The sequence below is a fragment of the Streptomyces sp. NPDC058632 genome (assembly GCF_042717095.1).
Taxonomy (GTDB): domain Bacteria; phylum Actinomycetota; class Actinomycetes; order Streptomycetales; family Streptomycetaceae; genus Streptomyces.
On the sequence record NZ_JBHXQZ010000101.1, the window covers coordinates 1 to 14,476 of the forward strand.

A 14,476-nucleotide genomic window follows, 5' to 3' on the forward strand; every position below is an offset into this window, starting at 1 on the left:
GAAGCGGGCCCCGCCGTTTTGCCCTTCACGTACTGCCCTTCACGTACTGCCGGTCCCCCGGTCAGTCGATGGAGGGCTTCTCCCGGCGCTCCGTGGCGGCACCCGAGTTGCCGCCGCCGCCGAGGCCACCGAAGTTGCCCATGGCGCCGGACAGGCCCTTGAGCGCGTCCCCGATCTCGCTGGGGACGATCCACAGCTTGTTGGCGTCGCCCTCGGCGATCTTCGGGAGCATCTGGAGGTACTGGTAGGAGAGCAGCTTCTGGTCGGGGTCGCCTGCGTGGATCGCCTCGAAGACCGTACGGACGGCCTGGGCCTCGCCCTCGGCCCTGAGGGCCGCTGCCTTGGCCTCACCCTCGGCGCGCAGGATCTGGGACTGCTTCTCGCCCTCGGCGCGCAGGATCTCGGACTGCCGGACACCTTCGGCCTGGAGGATCGCGGCGCGCTTGTCGCGGTCGGCGCGCATCTGCTTCTCCATCGAGTCCTGGATGGAGGTGGGCGGCTCGATCGCCTTGAGCTCGACGCGGTTGACGCGGATGCCCCACTTGCCGGTGGCTTCGTCGAGGACGCCGCGCAGGGCGGCGTTGATCTCCTCGCGGGAGGTCAGGGTGCGCTCGAGGTCCATGCCGCCGATGATGTTGCGCAGGGTGGTGACGGTGAGCTGCTCGATCGCCTGGATGTAGCTGGCGACCTCGTAGGTGGCGGCCCGCGCGTCGGTCACCTGGTAGTAGATGACGGTGTCGATGTTGACGACCAGGTTGTCCTGGGTGATCACCGGCTGGGGCGGGAACGGGACGACCTGTTCGCGCAGGTCGATCCGGTTGCGGATGGTGTCGATGAACGGGACGACGATGTTGAGGCCCGCGTTGAGTGTGCGTGTGTAGCGGCCGAAGCGCTCGACGATGGCGGCGCTTGCCTGTGGAATGACTTGGATCGTCTTGATCAGGGCGATGAAGACCAACACCACCAGGATGATCAGAACGATGATGACCGGTTCCATCGTCGGTTCCCCGTACCCTTCTTCGCCTCGGCGCCTTCGGAAGATCTTACGGCTGTTGAGGATCTTGCTGATCGAGTCTGCCAGACCGTAGTACAACTCGCTGGCTGTTCGGTCCAGTTGTTGTCCTGTGGGAACACGTCGTACGAGGTCGGTCGCGCAGGTCGCGCGGTCACATGACGATGGCCGTGGCTCCCTCGATCTCCACAACGTCCACTTCCTGTCCGACTTCATAGACCTGACCGGAGTCGAGGGCACGTGCCGACCACACCTCACCGGCCAGTTTGATCCGGCCGCCGGAGCCGTCGACCCGCTCCAGCACGACGGCCTGTTTGCCCCTCAGGGCGTCCACGCCGGTGGCGTGTTGGGGGCGTTGTGTACGTTGTCGCTTCGCGATGGGCCGTACGACGGCGATGAGAGCGGTCGAGACGACGGCGAAGACCACGACCTGGGCCACGGCGCCGCCACCGAAGATTCCGGAGACCACCGCGGCGGCGACGGCGCCCACCGCGAGCATGCCGAGTTCGGGCATCGCGGTGATCACCAGCGCGATGCCGAGTACTGCCGCGCCGATCAGCCACCAGAGCCACGCGTCGATGTCCACGTGGTCATGGTAGGACCGCGCACCCGGTCACCGACAGGGCGCCGAGGCGTTTGAAAGGACCTTCTCCGCACGGGTTCTGAGCGAACGGAAGCCGCTGAGCCGGCCTCAGGCCATCGGCAGGCCCTGTGCGGTCCAGCGCTCGCCGACCTGTTCCACGAGCAGCGGGAGGCCGAAGCAGAGGGAGAGGTTGCGGGAGGTGAGCTCGAGTTCCAGCGGGCCGGCGGCGAGGACCTTGCCCTGGCGGATCATCAGCACGTGGGTGAAGCCGGGGGCGATCTCCTCGACATGGTGCGTGACCATGACCATGGAGGGGGCGATCGGATCGCGGGCGAGGCGGCCGAGGCGGCGTACGAGGTCCTCGCGGCCACCGAGGTCGAGGCCGGCGGCGGGCTCGTCGAGGAGCAGCAGTTCGGGGTCGGTCATCAGCGCGCGGGCGATGAGGGTGCGCTTGCGCTCGCCCTCGGAGAGGGTGCCGAACCTGCGGTCCACGAACTCGGACATGCCGAGACGGTCGAGGAAGGCGCGGGCGCGCTGCTCGTCGACCTCCTCGTACTCCTCCTGCCAGCCGGCGGTCATGCCGTAGGCGGCGGTCAGTACGGTCTGCAGGACCGTCTGGTGCTTGGGGAGCTTGTCGGCCATGCCGTTTCCGGCGATGCCGATGCGCGGGCGCAGTTCGAAGACGTCGGTGCCGGGGGCGCCGAGGGTCTCTCCGAGGATGGTGGCGGTGCCCGCGGTGGGGAACAGGTAGCTGGAGGCGATGTTGAGGAGAGTGGTCTTGCCGGCTCCGTTGGGACCCAGGATGACCCAGCGCTCGCCCTCCTTGACCGACCAGGAGACCTGGTCCACCAGAGCCCGGCCCTCGCGGACCACGGATACGTCCTGAAGCTCCAGAACATCGCTCATGAGCGCGTTGTCTCCCCTTGCAGTGTGGCCGGGTCCCGGCTGTGTCGTACACCTGTGGTCGGTCCGCCGCCCCCCATGGGCGCAGCCCTTCATGAAATCTACGCCACCGGTCGGCCCGGCCATCCCATCGGTCCGGTCCTTAGGGTGGGGGCATGCTCTCGGAACCACGTTCAGGACGTCTCACCTCATGGGGAAATGCCCTTGTTGCCGGTCTTGTCTCGCCGGACGACGCCGTGCTCGCCGTCGTCGGCGACGACGCGGTGCACCGGGTGGAGGGGGTGCCGGGCGAGTCCGCACCGGTGGGCCTCACGCTGGCGCTGGGGCGGCTGCGGGTGCTCGGGGTGACCGGGCTGCGGATCGCGCTGCCCACGCCGGGGCATCCGCTGGGGCTGAGCGGGCCGCCGGAGTTCAACGCGCGGGCGCTGGAGGCGGGGGAGGCGGTGATCGGTCACGGGGCCCCCTTCGGGCTGGTGCCCCGGGTGCGGGAGGCCGGGCCCGAGGGCGATGTGCATGTGGAGGTCGTCTGGCACTGCCTGCCGGTGCGGGAGGCGCCGCCCGCCGACGTGCCCTCGCTCGGCGAGGCGGAGCGGGAGCTGGCGGAGGCGCTGAGGGAGGCGACCGAGGTCCTGACGCGGCTGGACCTGGCCGGGTCGGGGCCGGTGGCCGAGGCGGCGATCGACGCGTACCGGGCGCGGGCGGAGGCGGGACGTCAGGTGCTGGCGCCGGGATATCCGCCGCGGGCGGTGCGGGTGCTGGAGCTGGCGCAGCGGGTCGGGGCGCTGGTCGCGCTGGCCCGTACGAACGGGCACGGGGGCGCGGTGAGCGCATCGGAGATGGCGGCGCGCGGGGAGGCGCTGCGGCCGGTGGAGCGGACGGCCCGGCGGGCGCAGGTCGCGGCGTACAACTCCGTGGTGGAGGAGCGGGAGCGGGGTTGAGGTGAGTGCTGGTCGACCCCGGTGATCCCGGCCATACCGACGACGCCGACCGGCCCCCCGGGTGGGGCCGGGAGGCCGGTGTCGTCACCGGGTCGGTGACAGGCGTCAGCCGTTGACCGCCACGTTGCCGAAGGCGGGGTTCAGCAGGCCGATCACGTTGACGCTGTTGCCGGAGACGTTGACCGGGACGTCGACGGGGACCTGGATGACATTGCCCGAGACGACGCCGGGGGACCCCACGGCCTTGCCGTCGGCGTGCGCGCCGTCGGTGGCGGAGGCCATACCCGTACCGGCGGCGAGCAGTCCGCCGGCCACCATCGTCACGGCCGCTGCCTTCTTCAGGTTCTTCACTTTCCGAGCCCTCCTCGCGGTCACCGCGGCAGGCGCCGCGGTACGTACGGAACAACGGCGGGGGCCGAAGAAGGATGCGCCATCCGGGGGCCATTCCCACGACAGTATGAATCTCGGACCGGAGGGGAACCATCCGCCCGGCCCCGAACGTCACGGCGCGCCGGACGTCACGTGCTCAACCCGTGCCGTACGGCCCACAGGGCGGCCTGGGTGCGGTCCGACAGGTCGAGTTTCATCAGGATGTTCGAGACGTGCGTCTTCACGGTCTTCTCGGACAGCACCAGGGCGCGGGCGATCTCCCGGTTGGAGCGGCCGTCCGCTATGAGGCCGAGCACCTCGCGTTCCCGCTCCGTGAGCGACCCGGCCCGGCCCTGACCCGAGTGGGTCTCCTCCTGGGCCAGCAGGGCGCCGGCGACCTCGGCCTGGAGGAGGACGTGCCCGGCGTGGACGGAGCGGATGGCGCCGGCGAGCGCGTCGGGGTCGATGTCCTTGTACACGTATCCGGCGGCGCCCGCACGCAGGGCCGGGACCACGGTGCGCTGCTCGGTGAAGCTGGTGACGATCAGCACGCGCGCGGGGTGGTCCAGTTCGCGGAGCCGGCGCAGGGCGTCCACTCCGTCCATGCCCGGCATCTTGACGTCCATCAGGATCACGTCGGGCCGCAACTCGTCGGCGAGGGCGACTCCTTCGGCTCCGTCCGCGGCCTCACCGACGACCTCGATGTCGTCCTGCACCTCCAGGAAGGTGCGCAGGCCCCGGCGGACCACCTGGTGGTCGTCGACCAGCAGCACCCTGATCGCGTCAGCCACCGGGAACCTCCATCTCGATCGTGGTGCCCTTGCCGGGCGCCGATTCCACGGTCAGGCTGCCGCCGACCCCGCTCGCCCGGTCGCGCATGGAGACCAGGCCGAGATGGCGTCCCGCGCGGCGGATGATCCCCGGGTCGAAGCCCTTGCCGTCGTCGGCGACCCGCAGGACGGCGCCGCTGCCCCGGCGTTCCAGGGTGACGTCCACACGGCCGGCCTCCGCGTGCCGCAGCGCGTTGTGCAGCGCCTCCTGGGCGACGCGCAGCACCGCTTCCTCCTGGGTGGCGGGCAGGGCGCGCGCACCGTGACCGGTGAAGGTCACGCGCGCGCTGTGGGCACGGTCGAGGACCTGGACCTGGGTGCAGAGGGTGGCGACGAGGCCGTCCTCGTCGAGGGCGGCGGGGCGCAGCTCGACGACCGCGGCACGCAGTTCTTCGGCGGCCTCGGCCGCCAGGGCGGCGACCTGCTGGAGTTCGCCCTTGGCCCGGGACGGGTCGCGGTCCACGAGGCGGGCGGCCGCCTGGGCGGTGAGGCGCAGGGAGAACAGTTTCTGGCTGACGGCGTCGTGGAGCTCGTGTGCGAGGCGGGAGCGTTCCTCGGCGATGGTCAGTTCGCGGCTGCGCTCGTAGAGCCGGGCGTTGGTGAGGGCGATCGCGGCGTGCTGGGCCAGGATGCCGAGCACGTCCTCGTCGTCCTGGGTGAAGCCGCAGGTGCCCGCCGGCCCGGGACCGCCCGAGGCCTGTGCGGGGTGTCCCTTGACGGGCCTCAGCTTGTTGGCGAGGAAGAGGGCCCCGATGACCTCGTCGCCGTCGCGGACGGGCAGGCCCAGGAAGTCGACCAGATCGGGGTGGGCGCTGGGCCAGCCCTCGAAGCGGGGGTCCCTGCGCACGTCGGCGAGGCGCTGGGGCCTGTCCTCGCGCAGCATCGCGGCGAGAATGCCGTGCTGGCGCGGGAGGGGGCCGATGGCCTTCCACTGCGCGTCACTGACGCCGTCGACCACGAACTGGGCGAAGCCGCCGTGGTCGTCGGGGACGCCGAGCGCGGCGTACTGCGCGTCGAGCAGCTCACGGGCCGAGGCGACGATCGTCTTGAGGACGTCGCGCACCTCGAGGTGCCTGCTCATGGCCAGCAACGCGGTGCTCACCGCGGCGAGACCGGACGGGGGACCGTGGCTCATGTCCTCACGGTACCGGCGGGCTCCGGCACCGCGGATCCGTCCGGCGACGGCGACGACCTGGACCGGAGGTCGTAGGACCCCGGGCGCACCGGGAGCCGCCGACGGCCGGTCGGAGCACCGGCCGAGACCCCTTACCCCGTGGCTTGCTTCAGCAACAGTCCGTGAGGAAAAAGGGTTCCGGGTGTGAGGCCGGGCATAGGACGCACATCACGTACGAACACGCATAGGAGATACATAACGGACACACACGCCGGGCGTATAGTCCGATTCGCCCGGCATGTGCACCCCTGATCCACTACTCGGCTTCGTACGTCACACCTTTGCCTCGCCATTTTGCGGCCGCTAAGAATGGCTCCCGTCGCTCAGTGCCGTGGGTTCTCCCCCATGGCGCCCGTGCCGGAACAACCACTGTCCCCACCGGACGTTGAGCGACCTCCGCGCTATTCGAAGAGGTCCCCCACCCATGTCGAAGAACTTCCTCATCCGTGGGCACGCCCGTGCTCTGAACCGCCATCACAAGATCGCCGTCGCCGGTGTCGCCGCCGTCGGCGCCGCGGCCATCGGTTTCTCGGCCACACCGAGCGACGCGTCGACGACCACCACGAGCGAGGCGGCCTCCACCGCGCGGATCGCCTACAGCACCGAGCCGATCAAGGACGTCAAGGGCACCGTCACCGACCAGCTGGCCGGCGCCGGTGTGAAGACCGAGTTGATCGCCGCGAAGAAGCAGGCCGCCACCGACGCCGCGGCCGAGAAGAAGACCGACGCGGCCGCCGCGAAGGAGAAGGCCGAGCGGGAGCGCGAGAGCGACCGGGCAGGACGCTCCGGCGACCGCCAGTGGGACGGCCCGCGCGGCGACACCGGCAAGCCCGCCCAGAAGCGCTACGCCGACAACCTCGACGGCTGGATCCGTGAGTCCCTGGACATCATGAAGAAGCGTGGTATCCCGGGTTCGTACGAGGGCATCCACCGCAACATCATCCGGGAGTCCTCGGGCAACCCGAAGGCCATCAATCTCTGGGACATCAACGCCCAGAACGGCATCCCGTCCAAGGGGCTGCTGCAGGTGATCCCGCCGACGTTCTCTGCGTACCACGTCCCGGGCACGTCGAAGAACATCTACGACCCGGTCGCGAACATCACCGCCGCCTGCAACTACGCGGCGGACCGGTACGGCTCCATGGACAACGTCAACAGCGCGTACTGAGGTCGGCGCGGACCTCTTCTCGCGACCTGACGCGAACGGATACGCCGAAGGGCGGCACCCTCCTGACGGGGTGCCGCCCTTCGGGGCGTACGGCGCGCGGACGGCCGCTCCGGCTACTTGCGCATGACCTCGGGCTCGTGGCGGCGCAGGAAGCGGGCCACGAAGAAGCCGCAGACCACACCGAGGGCGATGAGCGCGCCCATGTCCATGAACCAGGCCCCGGCCGTGTGCTCCCACAGCGGGTCGGTGTCGCCCGGCGTCTCCGGCGGGCTGATCCTGTTGAAGTCCAGCGTGGCACCGGCGGCGGCGACCGCCCAGCGCGACGGCATCAGGAACGAGAACTGGTTGACTCCGACCGCGCCGTGCAGCGCGAACAGGCAGCCGGTGAACACGACCTGGATGATCGCGAACATCACCAGCAGCGGCATGGTCTTCTCGGCGGTCTTCACCAGCGCGGAGATGATCAGGCCGAACATCATCGAGGTGAAGCCCAGCGCCATGATCGGGATGGACAGCTCGAGCAGGGTGAAGCCGCCGAGGACCAGCCCCTCCTCGGGGATCTCCCTGCTGGAGAAACCGATGATGCCGACCATCAGGCCCTGCAGCACGGTGACCATGCCGAGCACGAACACCTTGGACATCAGATACGCCGAGCGGGACAGACCGGTCGCGCGTTCCCGCTCGTAGATGACCCGTTCCTTGATCAGCTCACGTACGGAGTTCGCGGCGCCGGCGAAGCAGGCGCCGACCGCGAGGATCAGCAGGACCGTGGTCGCCGTGCCGTTCGGAATGGTCCGGCCGGCCGCGTTGGGCTCGTTCGGCAGCAGTCCCCTGTCGGGGTCGATGAGCAGGCTGACCAGGCCGAGCACGGCCGGCAGGACCACGGTCAGGGCGAGGAAGCCCTTGTCGGAGACGATCACCGAGACATAGCGGCGTACCAGTGTGACGAACTGCGACATCCAGCCCTGCGGCTTCGGCGGCCGCATCGCCTGCATCGCCGGGACCTGTACGGGCTGCGACGCGACCGCGTCGATGTCCGCGGCGTACATCTGGTAGTGCTGCGAGCCCTTCCAGCGGCCCGCCCAGTCGTAGTCGCGGTAGTTCTCGAAGGCGGAGAAGACGTCGGCCCAGGTGTTGTAGCCGAAGAAGTTCAGCGCCTCGTCGGGCGGGCCGAAGTAGGCGACGGAACCGCCGGGCGCCATCACCAGGAGCTTGTCGCAGATCGCCAGCTCCGCCACGGAGTGCGTGACGACGAGGACCGTGCGCCCGTCGTCGGCGAGTCCGCGCAGCAGCTGCATGACGTCGCGGTCCATGCCCGGGTCGAGGCCCGAGGTCGGCTCGTCCAGGAAGATCAGCGACGGCTTGGTGAGCAGCTCCAGGGCCACCGAGACCCGCTTGCGCTGGCCGCCGGAGAGGGACGTGACCTTCTTGTCCTTGTGGATGTCCAGCTTCAGCTCGCGCAGCACCTCGTCGATGCGGGCGTCGCGCTCGGCGGCCGTGGTGTCGGCCGGGAAGCGGAGCTTGGCCGCGTACTTGAGGGCCTTCTTGACGGTCAGCTCCTTGTGCAGGATGTCGTCCTGCGGGACCAGACCGATGCGCTGGCGCAGCTCGGCGAACTGCTTGTAGAGGTTCCGGTTGTCGTAGAGGACCTCGCCCCGGTCGGCGGGCCGGTATCCGGTGAGCGCCTTGAGCAGGGTGGACTTGCCGGAGCCGGACGGGCCGATGACCGCGACCAGCGACTTCTCGGGCACGCCGAAGGAGACGTCCTTGAGGATCTGCTTGCCGCCGTCGACCGTGACGGTCAGGTGCCGGGCGGAGAAGGAGACCTCACCGGTGTCGACGAACTCCTCGAGCCGGTCGCCCACGATCCGGAACGTCGAGTGGCCGACGCCCACGATGTCGGTCGGTCCGAGCAGCTGCGTGCCGCCCTTGGCGATCGGCATACCGTTGACGTAGGTGCCGTTGTGCGAGCCCAGGTCGCGGATCTCCATGCGACCGTCGGGCGTCGAGTGGAACTCGGCGTGGTTGCGGGAGACCTGCAGGTCGGAGACGACCAGATCGTTCTCCAGCGCACGGCCGATCCGCATCACGCGGCCGAGCGAGAACTGGTGGAACGTGGTCGGACTGCGGTCGCCGTACATCGGCGGCGCCCCCGCGGCACCCCCGGGACCCTGCTGCTGCGGGACGCGCGGCGCGGACTGCTGCGGTGCCGGCGGCTGCTGCCGGCCGCCCTGGGCCTGCGCCTGCTGCTGCCCCTGCTGGACCCAGCCCGGGGTCGCTCCCTGTACCCCCTGTACCCCCTGCGCGGCGTACGGCTGCTGCGGCTGTGCCTGCGGCGAGGCGGCCGGGGCCGCGGCGCCGGTCAGGGTCACGCGCGGCCCGTCGGTCGCGTTGCCCAGGTTCAGCGCCGTGTCGGAGCTGATCTCCAGATGGTGGATCCGCTGCCCCTGCGCGAACGTGCCGTTGGTGCTGCCGTGGTCCTCGACGACCCAGTTGCGGCCGTTGAAGCTGATCGTGGCGTGACGCCAGGACACCCTGGCATCGTCCACCACGACGTCCCCCTGCGGATCACGTCCCAGGGTGTACGACCTGGACGGATCGAGCGTCCAGGTCCGTCCGTTTGATTCCAGTACGAGTTCCGGCACTCCATGCCCCACTGAGTTGTCCCCCGAATTTCCCCCATCGCAGGGAGTCTAGGGATGTCGAACATCGGGGGGAACTATTTCAGGCTCGGTCCTCCGACCGAAATCCGGGCCTTGCGAAGCGGGCTCCCGGGCGCTGTGGGCGCCGCCATTGACGGGGTGGAAACCGGACCGGAGAGTGGTAATCCACGCGAGGGGGACATGCGCGGCCACCTCGCCGCGGAACGGATCGGATCGGGGGGTCTGCCGTGAACGCTGCCACGGGCGTCGGTACCGCGGGGCAGGACACGCGCGTGCCGTGGGTGGACGTCGTGATGTCCGCGGTCGCCGCGGTGAGCTGGGCGTTGATCGGGATGGCGGGGACGGCGGCGCTGGGGCTGCGGCTGCTGGACGCGGACTCGGCGGGTTCGCCGGGGCCGATGACGGCCGCTGTGGTGGCGCTGGCGGCCGGCGGTTCGGTCACCCCGTCCGGCGACGTGTCGGCGTTCGGGCTGTCGGGCGCGGAGGCGAGCACGGCCGTCGAGATCACGCCACTGGGGGTGAGTCTGGTCGGCGCGCTGCTGTTGTCGTACTTCTTCCTACGGTCCCTGCGGGCCGCGGGGACCGTGGTGTCACCGGCCGAACTCGTCGCCCGCGCGGGCACGGTCGTGGCGTTCTTCGTGGCGATGTCGGGCGGACTGGTGTGGGCGGGCCACGACGTCGTGACGTTCGACGGGGGTGCGCTGGGCCTGGACGACCTGCCGGGCGGTGGTGGGCTGGAGATTCCGGGGCTGGGTGACCTCGGGGACGTCGGGGGTCCGCTGCCGGACCGGATCGGCGACCTCGTCGAGGCGCGGGCGGCGGTCGGGTTCACCGTCGACACGGTGCCGACGCTGCTCGGTGGTCTGTGCTGGGCGGTCGGCATCCTGGCCGTCGCGTTGCTGGCGTCCCGGCGCACTCCGCTGCCGCGCGGCTGGGACGCCGCGCACCGCGTCGTACGGCCGGCCGTGTCCGCCCTGGTCGTGGCGGGGCTGGTGGCGGTGGCGGCGGGGCTCGCTGCGGCGGGGTACGCGGCGATCGGCGACGACCATCCCCGGCGGATCGCGGGAGCCGCCCTGCTGGGCGCGCCGAACGGGGTGTGGCTCGGCGTCCCGATCGGGCTGTTCGTGCCCTGGGACGGGCGGGCGACGGGTGCGCTGCTCGGTGTTCTGCCGCACCCCGTGGACGACCTGTTGCGCACGGGTTCCGATCGGCCGGTCACGCTGGCCCGGCTGGCCGAGCTCGACGGGCGGGTGTGGCTGCTGGCGGTGGCGGCCGCGGTGACGATGCTGCTGGCCGGCGTACTGGCCGCGGTGCGGACGCCACTGGGGGCGGCGGCCGGTGCGGGTGCCGTACGGGAGGGGGGTGCGGCGTTCGCCGGGCGGTGTGCGCTGCGGCTGGGGGTCGCGACGGCGTTGGCCCTTCCGTTGCTGGCCCGGCTGACGGAGGTGTCGGCGAACGCCTCGCTGTCCGTGCTCGGCTTCGACGCGTTCGGCGCGGGCTTGGAACTGCACGGGAACCTCGGCATGGCACTGCTCCTGGGGGCCGCCTGGGGTGCGGGCGCGGGCGCCGCGGGGGCGCTGCTGGCATGGGTGAGCGGGGCCGCGGGGCGGCGGGCGGCACCACTGGCGCGGGCGGCGGCCCCGGCGCGGGAGGGTGTCCGGGCCGGGGAGGGCTCGGGGGACACGGGAGGCGCGGCGGGTGCGGCGGGTGCGGGAAGTACGGAGGTCGTACGGGGCGTCGGGGCTGTCGACGGTACGGAGAGCGGGCCGCCGTCCGGGACGGGAGCCGGGCCGTATGTGCCGGGGGTGCCGTACCGGCCACCGGATCCGGGCACCAATCCGTATCTGGTCGTGCCGGAGGAGCTGCGGGAGCCGCAGGACGCGCGCCCGGGCGGGGAAGGGCGGCAGCGGCCCGGTCCGCCACCGGCACTCGGTGACATGCGGCCGCCCGGCCGGACGGCGGACGAGCCCGCCGGGGACGACGACATGCCGGGCGGACCGAACGCGGGCGGACCGGGCGACGACGGCGTCTCCGGTGCTCCCACCGTGATCCGCCCCGTCGGGCCGCCTCCGCGCGGCCGGCCCCGAGGCGGCCGGCCCGGGAGCGGCGGGGCCGGCCGGGGTTCCGGGCCGTCGGTCGGGAGGCGGTCGCCGTTGTGGCCGGACGAGGGGCCGCCGCCCCCGCCGCCTCCTCCCCCGGCGCCGCGCAGGCCCGGCGGCGGGCGGTGAGGGAGACGGAGCGGAGGCGGGGAGGGACCGCGAGGGAGACGGCGCCCGGGGCCCGTAAGGTCCGGGACACCTCGGCGACGCCGAGAGTTCGCTGTCCGCCAGACGGACCTCGGGCGCGCGGGGCACTGCGTGCCGGATACGGTGGGAACACCATGAGCGCATCGCAGACCTCGGACGTTCCCACGCTCCTTGTCAAGATCTTCGGCAAGGACAGGCCGGGCATCACAGCCGGCCTCTTCGACACTCTCGCCGCCTACTCCGTCGATGTGGTCGACATCGAGCAGGTCGTCACGCGTGGCCGAATCGTGCTGTGCGCGCTCGTGACCGAGCCGGCGCAGGGCCTGGAGGGCAATCTGCGGGCGACCGTCCACAGCTGGGCGGAGTCCATGAAGCTCCAGGCGGAGATCATCTCCGGCATCGGCGACAACCGCCCGCGCGGGCTCGGCCGTTCCCTGGTCACCGTGCTGGGCCACCCGCTCACCGCCGAGACAACGGCGGCGATCGCCGCGCGGATCACCCGGTCCGGCGCCAATATCGACCGTGTCTTCCGGCTCGCCAAGTACCCGGTGACCGCGGTGGAGTTCGCGGTGTCCGGGGTGGAGACGGAGCCGCTGCGCACCGCCCTGGTGACCGACGCGGCGAAGCTCGGGGTCGATGTCGCCGTCGTCGCGGCCGGGCTGCACCGGCGGGCTCAGCGTCTGGTCGTCATGGATGTGGACTCCACGCTCATCCAGGACGAGGTGATCGAGCTCTTCGCCGCCCACGCCGGGTGCCAGGACAAGGTCGCCGAGGTGACCGAGGCGGCGATGCGCGGGGAACTGGACTTCGAGCAGTCGCTGCACGCACGCGTGCAGTTGCTGGCGGGGCTGGACGCCTCCGTGGTGGACAAGGTGCGCAGCGAGGTACGGCTGACGCCGGGCGCCCGCACCCTGGTCCGCACGCTGAAGCGGCTCGGCTACCAGGTGGGTGTGGTCTCCGGGGGGTTCACCCAGGTCACGGACGATCTGAAGGAGAGGCTGGCGCTGGACTTCGCCCACGCCAACACCTTGGAGATCGTCGACGGGAAGCTGACCGGCCGGGTCACGGGCGAGATCGTGGACCGGGCGGGCAAGGCGCGGCTGCTGCGCCGGTTCGCCGCCGCAGCGGGGGTTCCGCTGTCGCAGACCGTGGCGATCGGCGACGGCGCGAATGACTTGGACATGCTCAACGCGGCGGGTCTCGGTGTCGCCTTCAACGCCAAGCCGGTGGTACGTCAGGCCGCCCACACCGCGGTGAACTTCCCTTTCCTGGACACCGTCCTGTATCTGCTGGGCATCACGCGCGAAGAGGTCGAGGCGGCGGACGTCCTCGACCCGGAGTGAGCCGCGCGAAGGATTCGCGGCCGCCCGGCGCCCTTGCGGGAGCGGGGCCCGGCATCCGGTCCACGCCGTCGGTGCCGGGCCCCGCTGTCATGCCGCGAGGGTCACTCGCTGGGAGCCCAGTAGTCGAGCAGGGTGGCGCCGCCCGGCTCCAGCGACTTCCAGGAACCGGTGAAGGACAGCACGGCGAACGCGGCGGCCGGACAGCCGCGGCGGCTCATCCGCTCGCCCGCGTCCCCTTCGGCCGATCCGGCGAGGATCTCGGCCGCTCCCTGGACGCCGGGGTTGTGGCCGACGAGGAGCACGTTCTGCGCGTCGTCCGGGGTTTCGTTCAGCAGGGCGATCAGCTCACCGGGTGAGGCCTCGTAGATCCGCTCCTCGTACACGGTCTTCGGTCGCTGCGGGAACTCGTGAACCGCGAGTTTCCACGTCTCCCGGGTCCGGGTCGCGGTGGAGCACAGGGCCAGGTCGAAGGCGATGGCGGAGTCGACGAGCTTGCGTCCGGCGACCGCGGCGTCCGTCCTGCCGCGCTCGGCGAGCGGGCGCTCGTGGTCGGTCACCGGTGGCCAGTCGGCCTTCGCATGCCGGAAAAGGACAATCCTGCGAGGTTCTGCGACGCTCATGTGACCCAGCTTCGCACGAAACAGGCCATGAGGCGCAGGGAGTTGGAGGCCGTTTCCGGGGTACTCAGCGGGCTATGAGCTGCTGTGCCCGCTCGATGAGGTGGGTGATCCCGGGCTCGGCGGCCGCCGCGTGCGCGTCGGCGGGGTTCAGGATCAGGGTGAGCAGCACGACGAAGGCGAGCGTGGGCAGGGCGAGGGCCCACCACGGCAGCCGGATGTCGACGCCGCCCCGGGAGGCCGGGTGGGGCCGGGTGTGCGTGCGCGCCGACATGGGGCCTCCGCTCTTCGAGGGGTCCGCGTCTCGCGGCCACATCTCGAAGGTATGTACTCCCGGGCCGTCGACCCATCCGGTGACCCACCCACTTGACCCTGAGCCTGGCCCCCTAGGGGATGGGGGTGCCGGCACCCCCATGAGCCCTCGGCCCGGGCGGCGGGGGTGTCACGGCGCCAGGATGCTCGCGATCACACCGATGACGATGAAGATGGCGAAGAACGCGCCGAAGACGAGCAGCATCTTCTTCTGGCCGTTCTGGGGGTTCGGGTCGAGGACTGGCATGGGGCAAGTCTCGCACCCGCCGGCGGTCCGGTGTGCTCCGGGGTGAGGCGGGGCGGGACAGGGTGAGGGCG

At 71.2% G+C, this 14,476-nt stretch carries 14 protein-coding genes; 4 read left to right on the forward strand and 10 right to left on the reverse strand.

All coding sequences use genetic code 11. From position 1 onward, the window contains the following. Positions 1–61 precede the first annotated feature (61 nt). The 3 genes from ACFWVE_RS29390 to ACFWVE_RS29400 form a co-directional block, all read right to left on the reverse strand. Positions 62–997, reverse strand: a complete 936-nt coding sequence (locus ACFWVE_RS29390) for an SPFH domain-containing protein (RefSeq protein ID WP_384020357.1) — start codon at positions 995–997, stop codon at positions 62–64. Positions 998–1,166: 169 nt separating this feature from the next. Then, positions 1,167–1,598 carry an NfeD family protein gene (locus tag ACFWVE_RS29395; protein ID WP_384020360.1) on the reverse strand — a complete coding sequence of 144 codons (432 nt, stop codon included), beginning with the start codon at positions 1,596–1,598 and terminating at the stop codon, positions 1,167–1,169. A gap of 105 nt (positions 1,599–1,703) precedes the next feature. Next, entirely contained in the window at positions 1,704–2,501 is a 798-nt protein-coding gene (locus ACFWVE_RS29400; protein WP_384020362.1) for an ABC transporter ATP-binding protein, read from the reverse strand. Positions 2,502–2,653: 152 nt separating this feature from the next. Between ACFWVE_RS29400 and ACFWVE_RS29405 the strand changes: the two genes are divergently transcribed. Further along, positions 2,654–3,436: a hypothetical protein gene (locus tag ACFWVE_RS29405; RefSeq protein ID WP_384020365.1), complete on the forward strand. Its 783-nt coding sequence runs from the start codon at positions 2,654–2,656 to the stop codon at positions 3,434–3,436. Between the two features lie 105 nt (positions 3,437–3,541). Here the strand turns inward: ACFWVE_RS29405 and ACFWVE_RS29410 are convergent, their stop codons facing one another. From ACFWVE_RS29410 to ACFWVE_RS29420, 3 genes are all read right to left on the reverse strand, one after another. Continuing rightward, the gene (locus tag ACFWVE_RS29410) at positions 3,542–3,787 is read right to left on the reverse strand and encodes a chaplin (protein WP_384020368.1); all 246 of its coding nucleotides are present in this window, start codon (positions 3,785–3,787) and stop codon (positions 3,542–3,544) included. Between the two features lie 167 nt (positions 3,788–3,954). Then, positions 3,955–4,596, reverse strand: coding sequence for a response regulator (locus ACFWVE_RS29415; RefSeq protein WP_384020371.1), 642 nt, complete (start codon positions 4,594–4,596; stop codon positions 3,955–3,957). Beyond that, entirely contained in the window at positions 4,589–5,770 is a 1,182-nt protein-coding gene (locus tag ACFWVE_RS29420; protein WP_384020374.1) for a GAF domain-containing sensor histidine kinase, read from the reverse strand. Before ACFWVE_RS29420 ends, ACFWVE_RS29415 begins: the two co-directional genes overlap by 8 nt. A gap of 463 nt (positions 5,771–6,233) precedes the next feature. On the opposite strand from ACFWVE_RS29420, the gene ACFWVE_RS29425 reads away from it, so the two are divergent. After that, on the forward strand, positions 6,234–6,977 hold the full coding sequence (locus tag ACFWVE_RS29425) for a transglycosylase SLT domain-containing protein (protein WP_384020378.1): 744 nt from the start codon (positions 6,234–6,236) through the stop codon (positions 6,975–6,977). Between the two features lie 113 nt (positions 6,978–7,090). On the opposite strand, the gene ACFWVE_RS29430 is transcribed toward ACFWVE_RS29425, so the two are convergent. Continuing rightward, complete coding sequence (locus tag ACFWVE_RS29430) at positions 7,091–9,622, reverse strand: FHA domain-containing protein (RefSeq protein WP_384020434.1); 2,532 nt, start codon at positions 9,620–9,622, stop codon at positions 7,091–7,093. 245 nt (positions 9,623–9,867) lie between these two features. Here ACFWVE_RS29430 and ACFWVE_RS29435 point away from each other — a divergent pair, with 245 nt between their 5' ends. Beyond that, positions 9,868–11,868 (forward strand): streptophobe family protein, encoded by a 2,001-nt coding sequence (locus ACFWVE_RS29435; RefSeq protein ID WP_384020381.1) that lies wholly within the window; start codon positions 9,868–9,870, stop codon positions 11,866–11,868. Positions 11,869–12,020: 152 nt separating this feature from the next. Beyond that, complete coding sequence (gene serB / locus ACFWVE_RS29440) at positions 12,021–13,229, forward strand: phosphoserine phosphatase SerB (protein WP_384020384.1); 1,209 nt, start codon at positions 12,021–12,023, stop codon at positions 13,227–13,229. A gap of 101 nt (positions 13,230–13,330) precedes the next feature. Here serB and ACFWVE_RS29445 read toward each other — a convergent pair whose 3' ends face one another. The 3 genes from ACFWVE_RS29445 to ACFWVE_RS29455 form a co-directional block, all read right to left on the reverse strand. After that, positions 13,331–13,849, reverse strand: a complete 519-nt coding sequence (locus tag ACFWVE_RS29445) for a SixA phosphatase family protein (RefSeq protein ID WP_384020387.1) — start codon at positions 13,847–13,849, stop codon at positions 13,331–13,333. A gap of 64 nt (positions 13,850–13,913) precedes the next feature. After that, a complete protein-coding gene (locus tag ACFWVE_RS29450; RefSeq protein WP_384020390.1) occupies positions 13,914–14,120 on the reverse strand; it encodes a hypothetical protein in 207 nt (68 codons plus the stop codon). 168 nt (positions 14,121–14,288) lie between these two features. Continuing rightward, on the reverse strand, positions 14,289–14,405 hold the full coding sequence (locus ACFWVE_RS29455) for an SGM_5486 family transporter-associated protein (RefSeq protein ID WP_095534108.1): 117 nt from the start codon (positions 14,403–14,405) through the stop codon (positions 14,289–14,291). Positions 14,406–14,476 lie beyond the last annotated feature (71 nt).

Bases quoted from the DNA above. Each gene is read 5' to 3' on its own strand.
- ACFWVE_RS29390 (WP_384020357.1), bottom strand. From the start codon at position 997: ATGGAACCGGTCATCATCGTTCTGATCATCCTGGTGGTGTTGGTCTTC.
- ACFWVE_RS29400 (WP_384020362.1), bottom strand. From the start codon at position 2,501: ATGAGCGATGTTCTGGAGCTTCAGGACGTATCCGTGGTCCGCGAGGGC.
- ACFWVE_RS29405 (WP_384020365.1), top strand. From the start codon at position 2,654: ATGCTCTCGGAACCACGTTCAGGACGTCTCACCTCATGGGGAAATGCC.
- ACFWVE_RS29420 (WP_384020374.1), bottom strand. From the start codon at position 5,770: ATGAGCCACGGTCCCCCGTCCGGTCTCGCCGCGGTGAGCACCGCGTTG.
- ACFWVE_RS29425 (WP_384020378.1), top strand. From the start codon at position 6,234: ATGTCGAAGAACTTCCTCATCCGTGGGCACGCCCGTGCTCTGAACCGC.
- serB (WP_384020384.1), top strand. From the start codon at position 12,021: ATGAGCGCATCGCAGACCTCGGACGTTCCCACGCTCCTTGTCAAGATC.
- ACFWVE_RS29445 (WP_384020387.1), bottom strand. From the start codon at position 13,849: ATGAGCGTCGCAGAACCTCGCAGGATTGTCCTTTTCCGGCATGCGAAG.
- ACFWVE_RS29450 (WP_384020390.1), bottom strand. From the start codon at position 14,120: ATGTCGGCGCGCACGCACACCCGGCCCCACCCGGCCTCCCGGGGCGGC.
- ACFWVE_RS29455 (WP_095534108.1), bottom strand. From the start codon at position 14,405: ATGCCAGTCCTCGACCCGAACCCCCAGAACGGCCAGAAGAAGATGCTG.